The sequence below is a fragment of the Mesobacillus sp. genome (genome assembly GCF_047739415.1).
Taxonomy (GTDB): Bacteria; Bacillota; Bacilli; order Bacillales; family Cytobacillaceae; genus Mesobacillus.
The window spans coordinates 1-21,644 of record NZ_JBIQOE010000158.1; the positions used below are offsets into that span (position 1 = coordinate 1).

Annotated in this window: 19 protein-coding genes; 10 read left to right on the forward strand and 9 right to left on the reverse strand. The window is 41.8% G+C overall.

All coding sequences use genetic code 11. The features are described 5' to 3' along the window. Positions 1-130 precede the first annotated feature (130 nt). From ACH0QE_RS12330 to ahpC, 3 genes are all read right to left on the reverse strand, one after another. Complete coding sequence (locus ACH0QE_RS12330; protein ID WP_415800944.1) at positions 131-808, reverse strand: DUF421 domain-containing protein; 678 nt, start codon at positions 806-808, stop codon at positions 131-133. Between the two features lie 310 nt (positions 809-1,118). Further along, positions 1,119-2,648 (reverse strand): alkyl hydroperoxide reductase subunit F, encoded by a 1,530-nt coding sequence (ahpF, locus tag ACH0QE_RS12335; RefSeq protein ID WP_415800945.1) that lies wholly within the window; start codon positions 2,646-2,648, stop codon positions 1,119-1,121. 13 nt (positions 2,649-2,661) lie between these two features. After that, the gene (gene ahpC / locus ACH0QE_RS12340) at positions 2,662-3,225 is read right to left on the reverse strand and encodes an alkyl hydroperoxide reductase subunit C (protein WP_167830988.1); all 564 of its coding nucleotides are present in this window, start codon (positions 3,223-3,225) and stop codon (positions 2,662-2,664) included. 305 nt (positions 3,226-3,530) lie between these two features. Here ahpC and ACH0QE_RS12345 point away from each other — a divergent pair, with 305 nt between their 5' ends. The 3 genes from ACH0QE_RS12345 to ACH0QE_RS12355 are packed head-to-tail and all read left to right on the forward strand — an operon-like array spanning position 3,531 to position 5,914. Further along, positions 3,531-4,481 (forward strand): heme-dependent oxidative N-demethylase family protein, encoded by a 951-nt coding sequence (locus tag ACH0QE_RS12345; protein ID WP_415800946.1) that lies wholly within the window; start codon positions 3,531-3,533, stop codon positions 4,479-4,481. 8 nt (positions 4,482-4,489) lie between these two features. After that, positions 4,490-4,936, forward strand: a complete 447-nt coding sequence (locus ACH0QE_RS12350) for a dimethylamine monooxygenase subunit DmmA family protein (protein ID WP_415800947.1) — start codon at positions 4,490-4,492, stop codon at positions 4,934-4,936. An 18-nt stretch (positions 4,937-4,954) separates the two neighbouring features. Further along, positions 4,955-5,914 carry a PDR/VanB family oxidoreductase gene (locus tag ACH0QE_RS12355; RefSeq protein ID WP_415800948.1) on the forward strand — a complete coding sequence of 320 codons (960 nt, stop codon included), beginning with the start codon at positions 4,955-4,957 and terminating at the stop codon, positions 5,912-5,914. Between the two features lie 50 nt (positions 5,915-5,964). Here the strand turns inward: ACH0QE_RS12355 and ACH0QE_RS12360 are convergent, their stop codons facing one another. The 5 genes from ACH0QE_RS12360 to ACH0QE_RS12380 form a co-directional block, all read right to left on the reverse strand. Next, positions 5,965-7,194 (reverse strand): dicarboxylate/amino acid:cation symporter, encoded by a 1,230-nt coding sequence (locus ACH0QE_RS12360; protein WP_415800949.1) that lies wholly within the window; start codon positions 7,192-7,194, stop codon positions 5,965-5,967. Between the two features lie 429 nt (positions 7,195-7,623). Beyond that, entirely contained in the window at positions 7,624-8,631 is a 1,008-nt protein-coding gene (locus tag ACH0QE_RS12365) for an NAD-dependent epimerase (RefSeq protein WP_415800950.1), read from the reverse strand. Beyond that, complete coding sequence (locus ACH0QE_RS12370; protein ID WP_415800951.1) at positions 8,616-9,917, reverse strand: hypothetical protein; 1,302 nt, start codon at positions 9,915-9,917, stop codon at positions 8,616-8,618. Before ACH0QE_RS12370 ends, ACH0QE_RS12365 begins: the two co-directional genes overlap by 16 nt. Next, on the reverse strand, positions 9,914-10,984 hold the full coding sequence (locus ACH0QE_RS12375; RefSeq protein ID WP_415800952.1) for a glycosyltransferase: 1,071 nt from the start codon (positions 10,982-10,984) through the stop codon (positions 9,914-9,916). The genes ACH0QE_RS12370 and ACH0QE_RS12375 overlap by 4 nt, the downstream gene beginning before the upstream one ends. Before the next feature lie 201 nt (positions 10,985-11,185). Further along, positions 11,186-12,178: a DUF3231 family protein gene (locus ACH0QE_RS12380; protein WP_415800953.1), complete on the reverse strand. Its 993-nt coding sequence runs from the start codon at positions 12,176-12,178 to the stop codon at positions 11,186-11,188. Positions 12,179-12,307: 129 nt separating this feature from the next. On the opposite strand from ACH0QE_RS12380, the gene ACH0QE_RS12385 reads away from it, so the two are divergent. From ACH0QE_RS12385 to ACH0QE_RS12415, 7 genes are all read left to right on the forward strand, one after another. Further along, positions 12,308-12,457 (forward strand): hypothetical protein, encoded by a 150-nt coding sequence (locus tag ACH0QE_RS12385; RefSeq protein ID WP_415800954.1) that lies wholly within the window; start codon positions 12,308-12,310, stop codon positions 12,455-12,457. Between the two features lie 178 nt (positions 12,458-12,635). Next, the gene (locus tag ACH0QE_RS12390) at positions 12,636-14,678 is read left to right on the forward strand and encodes a PKD domain-containing protein (RefSeq protein WP_415800955.1); all 2,043 of its coding nucleotides are present in this window, start codon (positions 12,636-12,638) and stop codon (positions 14,676-14,678) included. A gap of 16 nt (positions 14,679-14,694) precedes the next feature. Beyond that, positions 14,695-14,874, forward strand: coding sequence for a hypothetical protein (locus tag ACH0QE_RS12395; protein ID WP_415800956.1), 180 nt, complete (start codon positions 14,695-14,697; stop codon positions 14,872-14,874). Then, entirely contained in the window at positions 14,871-15,383 is a 513-nt protein-coding gene (locus tag ACH0QE_RS12400) for a collagen-like protein (RefSeq protein ID WP_415800957.1), read from the forward strand. Before ACH0QE_RS12395 ends, ACH0QE_RS12400 begins: the two co-directional genes overlap by 4 nt. Before the next feature lie 156 nt (positions 15,384-15,539). Next, complete coding sequence (locus ACH0QE_RS12405; protein ID WP_415800958.1) at positions 15,540-18,623, forward strand: efflux RND transporter permease subunit; 3,084 nt, start codon at positions 15,540-15,542, stop codon at positions 18,621-18,623. Between the two features lie 962 nt (positions 18,624-19,585). Continuing rightward, positions 19,586-20,761 (forward strand): hypothetical protein, encoded by a 1,176-nt coding sequence (locus ACH0QE_RS12410; RefSeq protein ID WP_415800959.1) that lies wholly within the window; start codon positions 19,586-19,588, stop codon positions 20,759-20,761. Between the two features lie 14 nt (positions 20,762-20,775). Further along, complete coding sequence (locus tag ACH0QE_RS12415; protein ID WP_415800960.1) at positions 20,776-21,369, forward strand: hypothetical protein; 594 nt, start codon at positions 20,776-20,778, stop codon at positions 21,367-21,369. A gap of 207 nt (positions 21,370-21,576) precedes the next feature. Here the strand turns inward: ACH0QE_RS12415 and ACH0QE_RS12420 are convergent. Continuing rightward, positions 21,577-21,644, reverse strand: a 68-nt coding sequence (locus tag ACH0QE_RS12420) for a DUF4023 family protein (protein WP_415800961.1), incomplete at its 5' end; no start/stop codon positions are given.

The window sequence follows — 21,644 nt, forward strand, 5'->3', positions numbered from 1 at the left end:
GTTATACATTATGGGGGACGTCTTTTCCTTTCTCCAGAATAAATGTCGAAATGTTTCGAATTATATACGGACATTATAATCGACTAATTCTGGACAGGCAATACCGTCAACTTTCGGAAATTTAATGATGTCAAAAACAATCAAGCGTGGCAAGCAGGACATCTTGAATCTCTGTCTGATATACATTTTCTAAATTTGAAACAACCCAGGCTTCGTCCTTGTGAACTTGATTTAATACTTCGTAATTTATTTTCCCTTCTTTAATGATCGTCCTTGGAAAATTAAATGGCTCTGCAGCCATTTGCATAGAGGAGGGGGTCAGTGGTTCATATTTTGGATCTAAAAAAACGGATAATTTTCCGTCAGCCTCCCAAATTGCTATGGCAACTTTTTTTACATCTTCTATTTTTCTTTCTCGCAGCTCTTCCAATAATACATCAATGGAAATCCTCGCTTTTTTTAATCCTTTATTAAGTATTTCTCCATTTTCAACAATGGTAATTGGTGCATGGTTGAGCAGCCTTCTAAACCAGGGGAATTTCAGTATCATAAAGATTCCGGCAAGATATAAAGCCAATAATACAGTAGTGGTGATGATCGAGCCTTTTAACCCTAGATTTTCGTCTGACAGGGGATGGGCAATAATGTTCCCAATTACTAAAGCAATGGCAAAATCCAGAGGTCTTAATTGGGAGATGGCACGTTGACCTAAAGCTCTGGTTACAATTAATAAAAAGAAAAAACCAATAATAGCCCGCAGCACCCACTGAATAACAGTAAGCGAATCCTGGCTTTGGAAAAAATCCATTCAAGACACGTCCTTTATCCGAGAAGCTATCACTTAGTTTATCTCTCACGGTCTTGTAATAATCAAAATTTATTGAGTGAGATATAGGAATAAAATCAATGAAACACCCTCTAAAGAACGTACTCCAATGGAGGAAATATCATGAGTTTTTTTACGGTATGGTGTAAACGAATGGCAATGTCATGGGAGGAAAAAACGAAGAATTTTTTCATTCCATACAACTAATAACCAATATCATTCTATTGAAAACAAAAAGCTGACTCAGAAGTCGTCATTCAACGACCTTTTGAGTCAGCTTCTTTTTTACATATTAATTTCTGATTAGATAATCAAACGCACCCAATGCTGCGGTTGCACCTGATCCCATTGAAATAATGATTTGTTTGTAAGCACTGTCCGTGCAGTCACCTGCCGCGAAGACACCAGGTAGGTCTGTAGCGCCATGCTTGTCTACGACGATCTCACCGAAGCGAGTGCGTTCAAGCGTGTCGCCAAGCCATTCTGTGTTCGGTACAAGGCCGATCTGGACGAATACACCTTGCAGTTCAACATGGTGTTCTTCTCCTGATGCACGGTCAATGTAGGTGATACCATTCACTTTGTCAGTTCCGGTAATTTCACTTGTTTGTGCGTTAGTCACGACTGTGACGTTCGGAAGGCTGTGCAGACGGTCTTGTAAAACTTGGTCAGCTTTAAGCTCTGGGTTGAACTCTATCACTGTTACATGCTTTACGATACCTGCAAGGTCAATTGCTGCTTCAACACCGGAGTTTCCTCCGCCGATAACAGCAACGTCTTTTCCTTCGAACAATGGTCCGTCACAGTGAGGACAGTAGGCAACACCTTTGTTTTTGAACTCTGCTTCTCCTGGTACGTTGACATTACGCCAGCGTGCACCAGTAGAAAGGATGACTGTCTTGCTCTTAAGAACAGCACCATTTTCGAGCTCTAGTTCGATAAGGTCCTTTTTTTGAAGACGAGTAGCACGCTGAAGGTTCATGATATCAACGCCATACTCTTTAACATGCTCTTCAAGGCTGGCAACAAGCTTTGGACCTTCTGTGTGCTTCACGCTGATGAAGTTTTCAATGCCCAACGTATCCATTACTTGTCCGCCAAAGCGTTCAGCAACGATCCCTGTGCGGATTCCTTTACGTGCTGCATAGATGGCAGCACTTGATCCTGCAGGACCACCGCCGACAACTAGAACATCGTATGGTTCTTTGTCACTCAGCTCGGATGCATCAGGACCAGAACCCAGCTTAGCAAGGATTTCTTCCAAAGACATACGGCCGCTTCCGAATGGTTCACCATTCAAGAGTACCGTTGGCACCGCCATGATTTCTTTGCTTTCCACTTCATCCTTAAAAGCTGCACCGTCAATCATGGTATGGGAAATGCCAGGATTTTGAATGCTCATCAAGTTCAGTGCTTGTACAACATCAGGACAGTTATGGCAGCTCAAAGAGACATAGGTTTCAAAACGATATTCTTCTTTGATTGCCTTAACCTGATCAATGACTTTCTGGTCTACCTTAGGAGCTCTTCCGCTAACCTGCAGCAAAGCAAGAATTAATGAAGTGAATTCATGTCCTAAAGGGATACCGGCGAAAGTCACTCCAGTGTCTTCACCAATACGGTTCACACTGAAGCTAGGTGTTCTTTCTAATTCGGCATGCTCCACTTTAATATGGGATGACATTGTTGCCAATTCATCTACTAAAGCCAGCATGTCTCGTGATACATCATCCGATCCCGTGCTAACTTTAAGCAGCACATCGCCCTCCATCATTTGAAGATATTGGGCTAATTGTGCTTTTATATCTGCATCTAATAACATGGGAGTATACCCCTTAAATCTTTCCTACAAGATCAAGGCTTGGCTTAAGAGTTTCGCCGCCTTCTTTCCATTTAGCAGGGCAAACTTCGCCTGGGTTGTTGCGTACATATTGTGCTGCTTTTAGCTTGCTAACTACCTGGCTAGCGTCACGGCCGATTCCGCCTGCATTGATTTCAACAGTCTGGATTACGCCATCTGGATCGATGATGAAAGTTCCGCGCTCTGCAAGACCATCTTCTTCGTTCAATACATCGAAGTTGCGAGAGATCTTCTGTGAAGGGTCTCCAATCATGATGTACTCGATTTTGCCGATTGCTTCAGAGTGGTCATGCCATGCTTTGTGAGTGAAGTGTGTATCAGTTGATACAGAGTATACTTCTGCTCCCATTTCTTTTAATGTAGCGTACTCGTTTTGCATGTCTTCAAGCTCTGTAGGGCAAACGAATGTGAAGTCTGCTGGATAGAATACAACTACGCTCCACTTTCCTTTAAGGTTTTCTTCAGAAACAGTGATGAATTCTCCGTTGTGGAATGCGTTTGCTGTGAATGGTAAAACTTGAGTGCCGATTAAAGCCATGATTAATTTCCTCCTTAGATATGTTGAATTATTTGTGAGATAGTTTCACTGAAAGATTCAGTTAACTATTCAATAAACTAGAATAATTCTAATACAGTAACGATTATTATATAAAACTAATTAAGTGTCAAGTGATAAACACCGGTTTTTAATACTTCTACATTATTTCAGAAAAAAGACACATTTATACCGCAGTTTATATCTTGCCTATATAAGCTTGTCCAACTTTCCCGCTTGTAATGAATTCATTAGCAAACTTCTGTATAGTATTAAGTAGATGAAAAATTCTGAAAAGGAGGGATTGAATGGTCTCCATTGAGAAAATCCGCTCATTTCCTTATCCATTTGGTGAACATAGTGTCTATAGATATTCTAACAATGCAATTCCATTAAATCCACCAATTGCCATTGAATTGACGGAAGATTATTTATGTGAAATCAATTTAAAAAGAAAACTGTTATCAAACCATCCGGAGCGCTGTTATCATGCTGCTCCTTTTACACTGGAGGCCCAGTGGGAAGTGCTGGATTTAATCCTTCATCAACTTGCCAGTTGCTATCCTGAAAAATTCAACCTGGTGGAAAATGATGATCAATGGGTATTTACAAACCTTCAAACAGGCGAGAAAAATACGTTTGCATTTGGCGATCATACTACTATGCAATTTGAACCTCTGGATTTTGTCGGCCGCCATGTTCAGGAGGATCTGATATTAATGATGCAGAGGGATGGTGATTTGTTCCTGGATGCAGGGCAGCTCTGTTTTCCTGCCAATTGGTCATTATTTTTTGATGCAGGAATGACTTTTAAGGAAATACATAAGCCGATTCCTGGATTCCATTCCGTCTCTCTTGATGAACGCATCCTTCAATTCTTGATGAGAATCGAGGCTGGAAGTCCATGGTGGAGGAAAAACTGGTCCCTGATGGCAGGAAATCGGCTGGATACATCGCTTGAAACCTTTTCTGAATGGGGCCAGGCTCGTAAAAAAGTGACGAAAGAAAATGTTGGCGAGCTTGTGCACCTGCGGGTGGAGGTCCAAAAATTATTCCGTCTGCCAAAAAGCAATGGGATTTTATTTACGATCCACACCCATATGCTTCCGCTTGAGATATTCATTCAACATACACCGTGGCTGGAGCAATTTTCGGCGATCCTCCATGAACTTCCGGAATTCATTGCTGACTACAAAGGAATCTCTCTCTACCGCGAAGTCGTCCTGGAATATTTAGAAGAGGAATTGGAAAAAGGGTGATTCAAGATATGTTTTCATATGCGGAAAGTAAAAGGAAGTTTTTATTTTGTACGGATTCAGAAGGAGATCAAAATCTAAATATTCTCGTTCGACAGGCATTGAATGAGAATGTGCCATTTGAGTTTCATATTTTACAAGAAGAAAGTGAAGAAAGATTTGTAAACGAATGGTTTAGCAAGCAGAAAATGGGTGCGTATTTATACATTTCGGGAACAGCTGATTTTGTAAAAAGGATACAGGGAGTAGCAATGAAGGCTGGCTTTTCCGAACATGACATGCAATCACTTATTATCGGACCTGCCATGAAGAAACTGGTTTGCTGCACTTGCCACGGCGAAAATGAAGTGCTGGATCAGTCTCAGGTCGCTTGCTTACACTGTGGACAAAAGCTGGAAGTGTCGGACCACTATTCGCGGCGTTTGGATGCCTTTTTGGGTTATGTAACGATCAAATAGAACAGGAGGAGCTTTTGATTGCATCAGAATTCTACTCTTGAAGTACGTGTAAAATCAGTTAAAAAAGAAACTGCGACAATTAAAAGATTTACCCTTCAGGCGCTGAATGGATCGAAGCTGCCGCCATTCAGCGGGGGATCACATATCACCACTTATTTGCCGAAGTCTTCGGGGACATTGGAAAGGTCCTATTCAGTCTTTAATCTATCAGAACCTGGTTCCACCGAAATAGCTGTCCGACTGGCGAAGCCTTCAACTGGCGGGTCTGAATACTGGCATCATCATGTCTCTGAAGGGGATGTTTTAAAAGTCAGCTATCCGAAAAACCATTTTCCATTGAGTTTTCAGGCTAAGCATCATGCCTTTTATGCAGCTGGTATCGGGATTACACCATTTTTATCGATGATGTTTGAACTTAGCGAGAAACATCAATCCTTTGAGCTTCATTATGCAGCAAAATCAAAAGAGCAATGCGCATTTTTTGATTACCTTAACAATACATACCCAGGACAGTGCCATTTTTATTTTTCTGAAGGGGAAAATCGGCAACGTTTGTCACCAAAGCTGCTTATGGATCATCGAATCGGCACACATGTTTATTTTTGCGGGCCTGAGAAAATGATTCAGGAATTTACGAATGCAGCCCAAACCTATGGCTATCCGGAGTTCAATGTCCATTTTGAACGGTTCGCTCCACCTGCAAAAAAGGATGCAGTCCCGTTTGAGATTACACTGAAACAGAGTGGGAACCAACTCGAAGTGCCTGCAGAAAGCTCACTGCTGGATGTTCTTCGCCATAATGGCATTGATGTCCCGTATTCATGCAGAGTCGGCGGTTGTGGTACATGTGAGGTGAAGGTAGCCGAGGGGGAGATTGACCATTACGACTCGTTCCTGACAGATGAACAGCGGCGCTCCAATCGAACGATGCTAAGCTGTGTTTCACGGGGGAAGGGGAATGTGGTGCTTGATCTATAATTGTAAATAATAGACCGCATCTAAGAGCAGATGCGGTCTATTTGTCTTTATTAACCAGCCATTTCGGCTTTCTTTTCAGATTGATCGACAACTGCCGCACCAACCACGTCTCCGACTACGTTAGATGCCGTTCCGGCCATCCCGATGATGGCATCGACGCCGGCAATCAGCGCAACGACTTCTAGCGGCAGATCAAACATCGTCAGCACGACTGACAGGGTCACCAGCCCTGCCGCAGGGATGCCTGCTGTGCCAATCGAAAGGAGAGTCCCAATCAGGACGATGGTAATGAAATCAGTCAGCGAGAAGCTGACGCCTGTTACATTGGCAGCAAAGACAATCGAGGCTCCCATCCGAAGTGCTCCGCCATCAGAATTGAACACAGCTCCCAGAGGTAAACTGAAATTCACCATTCTCTCGCTGATGCCTGCCTTTTTTGCACTTTCAATGGCCACTGGCAATGAGGCAATGCTGCTGGAAGTGAAGAAAGCCGTCGTGTAGGCATCCTTTGTGTTAACAAAAAAGCTTTTAACCGGGATTTTGAATAGTTTCAATGTTCCGCTATAAACAAAGATCCATAGAATGATGACCCCAAAATAAAATACTGCTGTAAACTCCAATAACGAGGTTAATGTATCCCAACCCTGTGTCCCAAATGTGGAAGCACTTATCGCAAAAATCCCAACTGGTGCGTAAAGGAGGGTGCCCTTCAAAATCCTGAAGAACAACTCATTCGCTGCTTCAAAAAATGTTTGCAGCTGGGCTCCGTAATTTTGGATTTTCTCATCTGTCGCAAGTCTCATCCCTGAAATCGTAAAGCCAATAATGATTGCCAGGAACAGGATGGCCATGAGGTTTCCTGATGTAAATGCTGAGAAGAAATTATCCGGGACAATATTGAAGATCACGTCTGAAATGGAAGGTGTTGCAGGCTTCTCAACCTCGGCATTAGGTAGTGAAAGAGAACTTCCTGGGTTGATCCACAAAGCAAGGCCGAGGCCAATCAAGACAGCAGCTGCCGTTGTCGCTCCATAATAAAGCACCAGTTTTCCGCCTGTCCGGCCTAATTGCGCAGGATTCATTTGATTCACTGCGAGCACAACCGTCAGGAATACAACAGGAGTAGCGATTAGATTAAGCAACTTTATTAACAGTGTTCCAAAGGGTTTGAAAATCTCGGCTTCCGCCCCAAATAGAACACCAGCTAAAATACCTAGTACGAAGCCGGCTGTCATTTTTAAAATAAAAGATGAGTTTTTGTATGATTGCCAAATGTTCACTTTCTAGAATCGCCTCTTTTTTATAAAATTGTTTTTTACTTAAAACCAGTGATTATGTACAAAAAACTACACTTAATAATAAACTACACTTGTTAATTGAATCAGACAATAGTGAAATTGGTAAAGGTGCCAAATGAGATGATGAAAGTTCTAATGTGGAATTGAAATTTGTAAAAGAGGTAAGATCAAAACCTGACGAAAATTTGTGGTTATTATCAAGGTTTGTTAAAGGATAAGTTTTACTAGAGAATTGAACTCCCTAACGGAGACTATGTAATGGCGTAGAAAAAGCAGGCGTTACAGAATACAAAGCTTATTTAGTAACAAAGGAATAAATGATTAAAAGGATTCCAGCTGGTTCTTAAACCAATGGAATCCTTTTTTAGTTTTGTCATTGACCAACCACGTTGCTGTTTATAACAATCGCAGTCATTTTTTCTGATGATATTCTTTATACCAATTAACAAAAGATTCTAGCCCTTTTTCTAATGCGGTAGAAGGAGAGAAGCCTACATCTTTCTGAAGATCGGTTATATCAGCATAAGTTATTTTCACATCACCTGGCTGCATTGGTAAAAATACCATCTTCGATTTTTTGTCGATTTTTTCTTCCAGTATTTGAATGAAATCGAGGAGTTTCACTGGGTTATTGTTGCCGATATTATAGAGTTTAAAAGGAGCATAGCTGGAGCTGGGGTCTGGTTTTTCCCGATTCCATCCATCCTGTTGTTTAGGAGGTTGATGGAGGAGCTTTACGATGCCTTCGACGATATCGTCAATGTAGGTAAAGTCTCTGCTCATATCTCCATGATTGAATACTTTTATTGGATTGCCTTCAATAATATCCCTTGTAAATGAATAATAGGCCATATCAGGTCTTCCCCATGGGCCATATACTGTAAAGAATCTTAGCCCTGTTGTTGGAATAGCGTATAAATGACTATACGTATGTGCCATTAATTCATTAGCCTTCTTGGAGGCAGCATACAAGCTTACAGGGTGGTCGACTGGATCTTTTTCAGAGAAGGGGATTTTTGTATTTGCCCCATATACGGAGCTGGAAGAGGCGTAAATCAGGTGTTCTACCGGAAATTGCCTGCATGCCTCTAAAATATTCAGAAATCCCTGCAGGTTTGAATGTATATAAGAGTGTGGATGGGTTAGGCTGTATCGAACTCCTGCTTGAGCAGCTAAGTGGATGACGATATCGATTGAATGGTTTTTGAAGACGGAATGTACTTCTTCTTGATTTGCCAAATCCATTTTGTAAAAGGTGAAATTTTCGGTATCTAGCAGACTCAACCTTTCCTTTTTTAGAGCGACATCATAATATTCATTTAGGTTATCAATACCGATCACGTGATAACCCAGTGATAATAATCGTTTTGACAGATGAAACCCTATAAATCCAGCTGCACCTGTTACGATAATACCCATTTTCTTAGATCCTTTACATGGTTTCTGTATTTTTTTCTAAACCAGCTTTTCTTTTCTTCAGGAAGCTTCTCTTTTTTCCTCTGTTGGTTCTTGTTCATTGTAGATTTCTCAATTGCTTGATCTTCTTCTGAAATCGGGATTGGCTCTTTCGTCCATTTAGTATGAGTTTTAGGGTCCAATGTTCTTACCTGTTCAAGGAATGACTCCAGGAAACCTCTTTCAAGAAGATCTTGGAACAATTCCAGAGGACGGTCCTGTATCCGCGTATAAGAATAAACATGATCGACAGATTTGAATCCTTGATTGGTCAGGAAAATGTGCCTTAGAGGGGCATCAATTTGTTTGAACCCGGAATTTTTCATCGTAGTTAAAATGTCTAAAAGGCGCTTAGTTATTTCCTCTGAAAGGCTATATTGTTTCTTTAGGTACTGGTTTAGATTAGCGCCTCTCAAATATTCCATGACGATATAATTCGGACCTGTTTCATAGACCTTTGGAATAAAGGGTAAATCCTGGCTGGATAATAAAACCTCTTTTTCTTGTTTACAATGATCTGGTTTGCCATAAATCTTTACGCACTTATCTTCACTTATACGATAAACCGCGCCTTGATGGCCTTTGCCAATAAGTGGATGAGATACAGCACTGTCTACCTTGACTCCATTTCCAGAACCGCCTGATGCGACAGGAATATTTCTGTAATCAAAACTATTTTTAGCGAAATACTCTTCCCATGTTTTGAAGGTATCGGGCTCCATTTTTTTGACTCGGGATAGAAAAGAATCTTTTAATAAAATAATATTTAAATCTCTTAATAGTTTAAGTGGAACGGGATGTTGCCGTTTAAAGGCATTGACGTGATCAACTACTTTTAATTCTTCATTTTCCAGGACAAAAATATGCCGTAATGGTGAATCGACCATCGTAAAATTTGCTTCCTTCATAGCATTAAGCATAGAAAGAAGTTTATTTGTAATCGATTCCGGGATATAGGTACAGTTTCGCAGATATTCCTTCAATGTAGGAGCGTTAAAGTATTCCATCACCACAAAATTAGACCCTGTTTCATATAGTCTAGGGAAAAAGGATAAATGCTGGCCAGCCTTCAGTGCTTCTGCCTCCATCTTCGCCTGCAGCTGGTCTGTATAGATTTTCACGCATTTTTCTTCAGATAACTTAAATACAGCCCCTTGAGAGCCCATTCCAATAAGTGGATAGTTAGTTGGGTTATCAATTATTAAGGTTTTTATGCCTTTCGTAACTTTAATTGATTTAAATTCCTTCATTTTCTTTTCCCTCCCAACAAATCATCGTAATATTTTGCCTGTAAAAGAAGCTGTTTCTCAGCATCAAAGTATTGTTCAACTTTTTGCCGTGCGGCGCTAGTATAAGATGTCCAATGCCTCCTGTTGTCCAGCATATATTCAAGTGCAGCTGCCAGTTCATCAACATTGTTTTCCTGTACGAGAACCCCTTCTTTATTATGGGTAATCAATTCAGGGATGCCTGCATGATAAGTAGAGACTACCGGGACCCCTAACGCCATGGCCTCTTTCAAGGTGTTTGGTATTCCTTCGACGTCTCCATTGGAGGCCTCGAGGCTTGCAGCACAGAACAAATCGGCATTCATCATATGCTGTTGTACTTGCTCTTTTGGGAGATGATTTAATAACCTGAAAGAATCACTTAAATTTAGTTGATGGGCTAAAGAAAGAAGTTCCTCCTGGAATTCTCCTCTACCGATGATGGTTAATGTGGAATTAGGGAATCGATCTTTAATTTTTTTGTAGGCTTGCATCAAGACATGATGGCCCTTTTTTTCTACCAATCTGCCTACGGAAAGAATATTCTGTCCTGATCCATGAACATTCGGAGCTCTGTAATGGTATTTTTTTAAATCAACTCCTCCGTAAAGCACCTTGATTTTTTCTGGAGGACAGCCCCAGGCTATGAGCCTCTCAGCTAAATAATGACAAACGGGGTAGAATTGGTCTCCTTTTTCAAAGAGCATTTTCATATGTTCCAAATAGGCAACGGGCTGATCGGCAAGGGTTGCATCACGGCCTCTAATACTCGTTACCAGCGGAAGTTTTGTCTTTTCCTTGAAAGGGAGCAGCAATATGCCCAACTGGCCATGGTGGGCATGTAAAAGAGAAACATTGTTTTTCTTAATGAATTTCTGAGGGGAATAGATTTCACTGAGATAGTGAACCTTTTCGTTTAATAGAGACAGGTCAGTCATGTACTTTGGCTGACGCACCATATGAATATAATCGTAACCAGGGACTTCTCGTATTTGAGGGATATACTGGGTGGGATCAACCCTCAAGTTTAAGTGTATAACAGTTTGCAATTATACCTTCTCCTTTCGATAAACCTAGCTGTTCTTACATAGTTTATGAAGGAAGGGAAAAAGGACTTGGACATATAGGAAAAGAATTAAGGGAATACCGCGGAATTTTATTTCTCGGGAAACTTTTAAGGGGAAAGAAGTTCTATGGGTTATGCAAAAATAAAAAGAAATAAGCAGGTTCGATTGACCTGCTTATTTCTTCTATAGTTTTCGATCCAACACTTGAGGAGGCTGCTCAAGCCATTTTTCTGTTATCGTCAAAAGCAATCCTTTTCCGTAAAACTTCTTCATTTGATTTGAAATCATCGTGAATTTGGTTACGATATCTGTTCTCAGGCTTGAAGTCAATGCCTGGTTGATCATGATGAAACAGAACATCCCTAAGCAGGTATTCACAAAAAACAGCATCAGCTTATCCGAAAATGGCGACTCTTTCGTATTTAATATATTATAGTCCCCAGATGCTGATATAGGGATATTCTCCTTTTCAAAGACCTCTTGCAGTGAATGTAAAACTTTTTCTAACGCAACTGTACCTTTGCTGAAGTGTTGTTTCACTTCCTTATCGGAAGCAAGTTTGCTGAAAGTGACAAGAACCATTTTAGAAAAACTCGCCCGATGGATGACTCTGGATAAATTCGCGATTTCCGCTGCATTTACTGGCCTTGAACCGCCAAATAAGCCATTGATGTATTTCATGTTATCAACCAGATCGATAGTATGGTCCATGGCAACCTGTGGGGATTTCAAGAATATTCCTTTTGATAGCATTAAATTTGTTATCTCGTTTTGCATCGTGATTGTGAACTCAATTGACCCCTGGAAATAATCCCTGATATCCTTCCTGGTACAATCAGGTAAGGCACTTGGATATGTACTCAATGATAGCATCGTTAAATCGTGGCAGAAATACAAGATGAACGTATCTGAAAAGACCTTGTCAGCATCCAGCCTGACATCTTTCTCAGTAAAACCTAAAGGGATGGTCATGTTATCTTTTAGAAAGATCTCCTTTAACTCATCAATGCTTTTCTGTGAAAAATCCAGCAATTTTTTTACAATGTTTTGAACCTCTTGAACTTCGGCAGTCTTATAAAAGTATTGATAAAACCTGAGCTCCATGTTGCTTTTTAAATAGGCGGACCAAATATTCGATATTTCTGTCGAGGTTAACCCTATGCTTGTCTCACTCATTTCACCAGTCACTCCTTTGGTCTTATTGTTCGTTTTTAAAAGAAAATTATTACAAATGATAAAACAAATTCAATACCCTACATATAAACCGAAGAGGAGGTAAAAACTTTTCCTAAAGGAGGTATTTACATGAGGAAATTCTTTTTAATGTTTTTATTGGCGATTTCAATGTTCTCAGTAACAGGCTGCGGCAATGACGCACCGCCTGAGGAAGGGGAACAGCTGGAAGATGTCGAGGAAGAAGATGAAATTGGTGATGGCGAAATAGATGATGAATAAGCAAGAAGAACTAAAGGGTCAACAGCTATTTTGCTGTTGGCCCTTTCTTATGATATTAGTCGACTATTAGGTATGAGCCGCCCCTGCTTTTTGATTATTGAATAAGATATTTCAAGGTTTATCAGGTCCTAAGTCAAGTACCACGGTAGGCCACTTTACTATGAAAGGAGTAATTAACTTGGAAGTTGGCCCAATTAATGCGCTGAATGGATTTCCAGTTTGGTATAAAGATGAGAACGGACTTCGGCTGCAATTAAACACAGACCCAAACGACCCTTTTTCAGGATTAACACCAGCAGAACTGCCTAACCCGGGACAACCAGTTTCCTTTCCTGATAATTTTCCGAGCGAGGCATTTTATTTTGCCGCTGAAGCAGAAATGGAAACAGGAACAGGTGAGCGGGCACGATTAGTTTTAGCAATTGAGGCAGCTTTTGCAAATGAAGTACCGACAGAAGGGGAGCAGATTGTATTTGGCCGAGTTCGGATTCGTGTGGCAGGCTTACAGACTGGGGCAGAGTATACGGTTACTCACCCGTATGGTGTCGATACATTTATAGCTGAACCGGATGGCGACGTTTCCGGAGAAATAAATTTCACAGAAGATATCGGAGTATGTCCCCTTGAATTTGAACAAGTGCTTAATAGCCGTGTACACCCTTTTTTACAATGGGATTCCAGTGTGCCTCCAGCACCACCGGCAGGATATATCGGGGATCCAAATGTATTGCATCCAGTGACAGGAAGTCCCTTTACAGATCGATTTGGTGAACCGCAAAATATCTTCAGGATTGAGGGTCCGGGAATAGGAATTGGTTCCCCTGATCGTTCAACCTCTCCTGGATTAAACCCAGACAATACAATAGAGACTAGGAATTTTTCATTATTAGGCAAAATATCCACTATATCTGGCGTTGATGTGACGAGAACAACATATGCTCAAACAGATGCTGCAGGCGGTTTTATCGATGTTTTTGCGAAGTCAGATGTCACGCCGCAACAAATTGAAGTGACCGGAGCAGGTATTGTCCCTACTGTTTTGCAGGGCGGAAAGGGACTCTATTTCGGACGTGTTGCTTTTAATGGAAGTACTCCTCCTGGAACGATTACAGTGACGAACATTGGCGACAATGATCCAGCCAGCATAAAACAAACAGTCCCGGTTGATTTTATAACAGCCACTGCTAGCTATGACACTGACACAAATTCTCTGACAGTGGCGGCCGTTTCCAGTGATTCAGTTAATCCAAACGTCGCCTTGACTGTAAATGATTTCGGACTCGGGGATATGGTTGTGCCTGCGGATGGTCCACTTATTGTGAATTTGACCAATCTGCCCCCTGAAGTTGTTATTCAATCATCAGCCGGAGGTGAAGCAAGCATCCCGGTCATTATTAGTGGATCACCTGATGCGCCTGTTGGAGTGGTTGCTAACGCCGGCCTGGACCAGACCGTTACGATAGGTTCTCAGGTCAATCTGAATGGAAATGGTTCAACTGGACCGATCACTTCTTATAATTGGCTTCAGATTGCCGGTGAATCGGTTATATTGGAGAATCCAAATACAGTCGCACCATCCTTTATTGCACCTGGTACGACAGGTATCCTTACGTTCGAACTAACTGTCCAAGGAGAGGGAGGACCTTCCTCAGATACGGTCGACATTGTCGTTGTCGAGACAACTGATGCACCAGTTGCCAATGCCGGCCAGGATCAGAATGTCCAGCAAGGCATACTCATTACATTGAACGGAAGCGCAACTGGAGATGTAACAAGCTTTAACTGGGAACAAACTTCAGGTCCTTCTGTTCAACTCCTCAATGCTGATACAGCAAACGCTACATTTATCACACCAAAGCAATTGACCACACTTACATTTGAACTCACAGTCAGCGGTCCTGGAGGAAGTTCAACAGATACTACTCAAGTTATTACACTTCCGGACAACTTAACAATCACACGGGCTGAATATAGAATTGGAGACTCCGAATGGCGAGTTTCAGGAACCACAAATGTACCGGGTCCTGGGGTAACCATCACGATTTTTATCGGAAACACTTTGAATGGCATTGTCCTGGGACAGGTAGAAGCAGACGCTCTTGGACAATGGGAATATCGGGTAGAACCTTCTGCTTTCCAGCCTGATGGAACTCGTTCCATATCCGTGGAATCAAGTTCAGGTGGAGCGATCGTCAATATTCCTGTTACGATCCGACAATAAAAAGGTTATATGAGAGGTGAAAAGAAGATGCAGTATTGTTCAAAATGCAACAAATGGTACTGTCGGTGCAATCATAAAAGAGGACCACTGGTTCCATGTTGTGAGCAAGGGCCGCCTGGACCTAAGGGGGATCGGGGCAAGCAAGGTCCGCCAGGCCCTAAAGGTAATCCTGGTGAACAGGGCCCTGCAGGATTGAAGGGCGATTCAGGACCTCAAGGGATTCAAGGTCCAAAAGGAGATCCAGGAGATCCAGGACCTCAAGGACTGCAAGGCCCAAAAGGCGATTCAGGTGAGCGGGGCCCGGCTGGTCCAGCTGGTACACTAAGCACGAGTTTCGGCTTCGCCTATTCACCATCTGACAGTGCTCAGAGCGGGAATGTCAAACTAATGGTTGCTGGTCCTTTACAGGACTTCGAGTTGACCGCCGACGGGTTGAAAGCATTAACATCCGGTATATTCATAATCACTTATAAAGTGGATGTAATGATGGATGAGGAACCGCCGACTGCGGCAAAATTCCAGCTTATGGTCAATGATTCTATTACAATTGGTTCATCCATGACCGAGGCCAGCAGTCCGGCAAATTTACAGTCAACACAATTGTTTTCCTTACGTGAAAACGATGTTGTAAAACTCATTGCAGATATTCCACGTGGACTAAGCTATTCATTCCCTGCATTGCAAATAATCAAAATAGGAGAATAATCTTCTGGAGCAAAGATTCAATCTTTGCTCTTCTTTGTGGGTGTCTCCCTCTACTTTATTTACCTCACTTTAATATGCATCAATCTCATTGACAAATGACCGGTCAGTCAGTAATATTATTATGGTTAATAAAGTCATTTTGAGGTAGGTGCAGTAGTGAAGAATTTAGTCAATTTTGTACTTGGAAATAAACTGGCCGTATGGCTGCTTACGATTATCATCACGGTATCCGGGATCTATTCCGGCACACGGATGAACATGGAGACCATACCGAATATTTCTATCCCATACCTAATGGTTATGGATGTATATCCTGGGGCGACTCCTGAAAAAGTAATGGAGGATGTGTCGATCCCGATTGAAAAAGCGGTAGAGGGCCTGGAAGACGTTAAGTATGTCTATTCGAATTCATACTCCAATATGTCGAGTATCCAGGTAGAGTATGAGTATGGCATTGATATGGATGAGGCCAAGCGTGCTTTGCAATCGGCATTGGATACGATTAAGTTGCCGGAGGGAGCTCAGGAACCGACCATCACAGCGATCAGCATGAATATGATGCCGGTTGCGGCACTGAGTGTCAGCAGTTCAACTGAGGACATTGTAGAGCTTACATCCACCGTTGAAGAAATCATTCTTCCGAAAATCGATAAAATCGATGGTGTTGCTTCTGTCACAATGACTGGTCAGCATATCGAAGAAGTTAATTTAACGTACGATGAAGCAAAACTTTCGCAATTTGGTTTAACGGAAACGAATATAAAAGAAATGATCCAAGCCAGCAATCTGGGCGTTTCATTAGGCCTTTTTGAATTCAAAGAAGGAGAGCAGGCCGTTGCCGTCGATGGCAAGTTCACAACAACTGATGAATTGAAAAATATGTTGATTCCTGTCACACCATCAGCAGCCAATCCATCGCCTTTTGTAAAACTTAGCGAACTTGCCGAGATTGAACTTGTCGGTAAAGTTCAATCCATTTCCCGTACAAACGGTGAAGACGCTATTGCCTTGCAGATTGTAAAGGAACAGCAAGCGAACACTGTTGACGTAGTTAATGCAGTGAAAGATTTAGTGAAAGAAGAAGAATCCAAAATTGATGGCTTGGTCATTGAAGTATCGCTTGACCAGGGAGAGCCAATTGAAGAGTCAGTTTTTACAATGATTGAAAAAGCTTTATTTGGAGGGTTAATCGCGATCCTGGTTATCCTGCTTTTCCTGCGTGACTTCAAATCTACGATTATATCAATTGTCTCGATTCCAGTTTCGATTTTTATGGCATTGCTGCTATTGAACTGGATGGACATTACGCTCAATATCATGACACTTGGCGCGATTACTGTAGCGATTGGCCGGGTTATTGATGACTCAATTGTCGTCGTGGAGAATATTTATCGCCGCCTGCATCTAAAAGAAGAGAGAGTGACAGGCCGGGCACTTGTGCGAGAAGCGACAATTGAAATGTTCAAACCAATCCTGTCGTCCACACTTGTGACGGTTGCTGTATTTGCACCGTTGATCTTCGTAGGCGGGATGGTAGGGGAATTATTCACTCCTTTTGCCCTGACGATGACATTTGCGCTCGGTGCTTCACTGATTGTAGCGATTACGATCGTACCAGCATTATCTCACTTTTTATTCAGGAAGAAGTTATATGGCGAAAAGTCTGAAAGCAGCCATAAGGAAGTTGGAAAGCTGGCTAATTGGTATAAGGGTGTGTTGAATAAGTCGCTTAACCATAAGGTCATTACTTCACTCATTGCTGTTGCACTGCTTGTTGGAAGTCTTGCTTTGACTCCGATTATTGGCTTCAGTTTCATGGGCAGTGAAGAAGAAAAAGTCATGTATTTGACGTATACACCTAAAGCGGGTGAGCTTAAGGAAGATACAATTGAAAATGTCGCTGAAGTAGAAGAAGAGATGCTGAAACGCGATGATATAGATATCGTGCAGGTTTCAATTAATGATGAAGCCGATCAGATGACTGCCTTGATGGGTGGAGGTGCAGGAGGAGCATTAATGTACCTGATCTTTGACCCAGAAATGGAGAACTTCTCAGAAGTAAGGGATGAACTTGAGGAATATGTCTTTAACATTGGTCACAGCGGCGAATGGAAGAGCCAGAACTTCGGCGGAATGTCGATGCCTGAGAATGAAATCAGCTATACCTTGTACAGTGAGGATTTAGGCAAGTTAAATGAAACAGTCAAGATGGTAGAAAAAGAAATGAATGCAGTTGATGGCTTGAAGGATGTATCCTCCAGTGCGGAAGATGCCTATGTAGAATACACCTTCAAGGTTGAACAGGATGAATTGCTGCAATATGGATTGACAGCAGGACAAATCGTTATGATGCTCAATCCAAACAAGTCGAAAGAGGTCTTGACGACCGTCGAAAAAGATGGAGAATCACTTGATGTCATTGTTCAGCAGGAGCAAGCAGAACAGCCTGAATCAATCGATGATATTCTTGCCACTGAAGTACAAACAGCGCTGGGTACCACTTTGCCATTGTCTGAATTAGTAACGGTTGAAGAAGGAACAACGCTGAATACTCTGGCTCGCAGCAAAGGCCAGTATTATGCTTCTGTATCAGGAACTGTCGTCAGTAAAGATATTTCAAAGGCAGCTGCTGAAGCTGAAAAAGCAATCAATGGATTAGATCTTCCTAAAGGAGTGGAAGTCGGAGTAGCCGGCGTCCAGGCAGATATGAAGGAAACATTCACTCAGCTTGGCGCTGCGATGCTTGCTGCGATTGCGATCGTCTACTTCATCCTGGTCGTTACCTTCCGTGAAGGTGTTGCACCATTTGCGATACTATTCTCGCTTCCATTCGCAGTCATTGGTTCATTTGTTGGTCTGCTTATTGCAGGTGAAACCATCTCTGTCTCTGTCATGATGGGTCTGTTGATGCTGATTGGTATCGTCGTAACGAACGCCATCGTGCTTGTAGACCGAATCATTCACATGGAACGGGAAGGACTGACGATGCGTGAAGCGGTCCTTGAGGCAGGCGCTACGCGCTTGCGTCCGATCCTTATGACAGCAATCGCTACGGTCGGTGCCTTGATTCCACTAGCTATTGGATCTGGCGGAGGCGGATTGATCTCCAAAGGTCTTGCAATCACGGTAATTGGCGGCTTGACCAGCTCCACATTATTAACCTTGATTATCGTACCGATTGTTTATGAAGTTCTATCTAAAATGTTCAAGAAAAACCGTAAGGATATTGTAGAAGACTAATGAAAAGCCCTGGTGGATGACTGGTCGTCCTGCCAGGGCGTTTTTTTATGAATGAATATTTCCGTGCTTCCATTCACAACAGGTAATGTTTTAAAAAAAAACGGTTCTTGAAGTTCTTCTTACTTGGCTCATATACTTTTATTTACTCTGATACAAGGACATCTATGAAAAGTCTCAAGGCTTTTTAACTTTGTAAAGAAAATATAGAACTATTATGGCCAGGCGTTTTGCCTGGCTTTTGTTTCGCTCTCTTCTTCCTCTTTCGCTAGATTTCGACTGTATCATACACTAACCACCAGATAGGGGAGGGGGAGTTGATTTTTATTTAGTGCCATGAACGGTGGTTTTCTTGGTAGACGGACCCAATCGAAAAAAATGATTCTTGTATTCCTAAGTTGACGTGCAAAGTTCCTCATGCTTTTTATAGAAAAACTACTAATATTGCGACTTCTCCAATTCCTGATCCTTGTCCCTTTCAACATTCACCAATACCTCATCTGAATAATAATAACTCCTGCATATCCATCTTTGCTTCGTAACTATTTGGAGGATTCTTTTAATTCGAGGACTCCTTTTTGCCAATAGCTTTAAAAAACTAATTAGTAATGTGGGTAGGGGAGGGGAGATATGTGAAGGATAACTGGGAATTAATTGAAAATAATAGAGATCAAAACCAAAGTATACAAATATGTAAACGTGTATACAAAATGTAAACATTACGTGTACAATTTCGTTTACATGTATACAAACGTGTAAACATCACGTTAAATCAACATGTATACAACTTTGTATTCATTGTGTACAATTATGTATACAAATGAAGTGAGGTTTACAGCCTGTTTACATGTTTACATTTATATTTCTTTTTGCTCGATTTTCTTGCAGTATCTATTATTTACCTTTACCTTTAAAATAGTAAGAGAGTATACATAAACTTAGATTAATGAAAAGGAATGATAGAAATGACGAAATCTAGAATTGCAGCTGTTGATGTTGGTAACGATTCTATTAAAGCTATTTTTGGAGAATTTGATAATGAGTTGAACATCCCTAATATCGTTGCAAGGGACACAGAAGACCGTCCTGTAATCGGTATTGAGGAGCTTGATACGAAGGATCCTCTTGATGGGATTCATATTCGTGTTCACTCCCCTGCCCTGAAGGATAATAACGCTATTTATCGTGTCGGCAATCTGGCGACGAAAAGCGATAATGCGACAGAACTTGATCCTGGAAGCAGCAAGTCCGAGGAAGATCAGACATTGATTATGTTGTTTGCTACTCTTGCATTAGATGCAGTCAAAGAAGATAATGCAAAGGTTTTTCCGAAAAGCAAGAATGTCATTGATGCGAATTATACGCTTGGTACTGGCCTTCCGCTTCGTGAAGTCAAGGAAGGAAAAGATGCTGGCTACCGTTCTAAGCTGGTAGGGTCTGTACACCAGGTAGAATTCCTTGTTACTCCTAAATACCAGGGGCTGAAAGTTAATATCAAATTTGATGAAGTGAAGGTTTACCCTGAGGGCTTCGCGGCTTATATCAATCTAGTAATGGACAATAGCCTGAAAATCATCAACAAAGACCTTATTGATAGAAGGATCCTTATCCAGGATATCGGCGGTCTATCCACAGATATCGCTGTCATCAAGAACCGCAATGTCGATGATGATAAGGCACAGGGCTTCAACCTTGGTGTTTCTGAGGCATTGGAACAAATCAGGGAAGAAATCCGCAGCAAGCATGGCGTGGAGTTGGACAGCCGAACAGATGTTGTAGAAATCATCACGCGCAAGAATGATCGCAACCACATCATGGTTAAGGGAAGCCGGACAAGCGTCCACGATATCACTGACCGCATCCTTCTCGAACTGGCTAAAAAGCAATACCGCCTGCTTCGCAATGTCTGGGCCAAGAATTCACAGACTGAAATTTGCTATTTTGTTGGCGGCGGCGCGACAGTTCTAAAAGAATATATTAAAACATTAAACAATAATCTTGATGGCTATAACATCGAATTCTTCGAGGATGAAAAAGAGAGCATCTGGATGATGGCCAATGCTTACTATAAGCTCATTATGGATTTTGTGAAAAAATCAGAGAAGAGCAGCAAAGCCGCTTCTGAGCCTGTTAAAAGCTAAAGTAAGGTGATCCCATGAAAAAAACCAACCCAAATGAGATTAAGAGGGGACAGGCACTATCGTTCCGGATCCCATCTGATACACCAGACCATATCTTGAGACATCTTCAAAAATTAAAAGAAACCGAGAGAAGAAATTTCTCGAGCAAGATTGCTGATTTTGTCTTGCAGGGTGTGGGGAATTCATATTCCAGGGAACGCGAAACGATTACTATCCCTCTCCCGCGCAATCTCAGCAAATCGCAACGGGATTGGATCAAGCATGAGCATTCAGAAGCTTTGCTGGGCAATATCGTGTATCATCTGCTGACAGACCCTATAAGGGCCACTGCACTGCTTGCATCATTGAACAGTAGTTCAACAGAAATAGATGAAGCCCTGTACCTTCAGGAAGATGAAAGGGATTTTCCTCCGGTGATTGCCGCAGAGGATTCACCGGCAATTGAAGAGACTGCTTCAACGACTGAAAACGATTCAATGGATGATGACCTTGATTCATTTGTCTGGGAGTCAATTGAGCAAGCTGACAAACCTGAAGAGGAAACCGAAGAGAAGGAAGAGGATTTGGATGATCTTCTTGGAGATTTCCTAGCTAAAATGAATAAATAATAAGAAGAACCCATGGGCGTTATATCCCCATGGGTTCTCCTGTATTTGCTGGCTAAGAAGGTATAAATTTCCCCACTTAGATTAGTGTCTAGCTCCAGCGCCTAGCCCCTCGAGACGTTTCGGTCCTGCCAATGAAGTCAAAGAGCGACTTCACTTTCAGGCCCTCCAACGCTTGTCGGGGCTGACCAAGGCGCTCACGCTTTTATATTAATGTTGTTTATTTGGGAGCTTGTCGCTTGGATTTTCTTTTCCTTGCCTCTTTCTATTTTGTTCGT

What these genes read in the sequence shown, in the direction of transcription:
- ACH0QE_RS12330 (WP_415800944.1), bottom strand. Translation starts at nt 808, where the DNA reads ATGGATTTTTTCCAAAGCCAGGATTCGCTTACTGTTATTCAGTGGGTG.
- ahpF (WP_415800945.1), bottom strand. Translation starts at nt 2,648, where the DNA reads ATGTTATTAGATGCAGATATAAAAGCACAATTAGCCCAATATCTTCAA.
- ahpC (WP_167830988.1), bottom strand. Translation starts at nt 3,225, where the DNA reads ATGGCTTTAATCGGCACTCAAGTTTTACCATTCACAGCAAACGCATTC.
- ACH0QE_RS12345 (WP_415800946.1), top strand. Translation starts at nt 3,531, where the DNA reads ATGGTCTCCATTGAGAAAATCCGCTCATTTCCTTATCCATTTGGTGAA.
- ACH0QE_RS12350 (WP_415800947.1), top strand. Translation starts at nt 4,490, where the DNA reads ATGTTTTCATATGCGGAAAGTAAAAGGAAGTTTTTATTTTGTACGGAT.
- ACH0QE_RS12365 (WP_415800950.1), bottom strand. Translation starts at nt 8,631, where the DNA reads ATGGGTATTATCGTAACAGGTGCAGCTGGATTTATAGGGTTTCATCTG.
- ACH0QE_RS12370 (WP_415800951.1), bottom strand. Translation starts at nt 9,917, where the DNA reads ATGAAGGAATTTAAATCAATTAAAGTTACGAAAGGCATAAAAACCTTA.
- ACH0QE_RS12380 (WP_415800953.1), bottom strand. Translation starts at nt 12,178, where the DNA reads ATGAGTGAGACAAGCATAGGGTTAACCTCGACAGAAATATCGAATATT.
- ACH0QE_RS12385 (WP_415800954.1), top strand. Translation starts at nt 12,308, where the DNA reads ATGAGGAAATTCTTTTTAATGTTTTTATTGGCGATTTCAATGTTCTCA.
- ACH0QE_RS12410 (WP_415800959.1), top strand. Translation starts at nt 19,586, where the DNA reads ATGACGAAATCTAGAATTGCAGCTGTTGATGTTGGTAACGATTCTATT.
- ACH0QE_RS12415 (WP_415800960.1), top strand. Translation starts at nt 20,776, where the DNA reads ATGAAAAAAACCAACCCAAATGAGATTAAGAGGGGACAGGCACTATCG.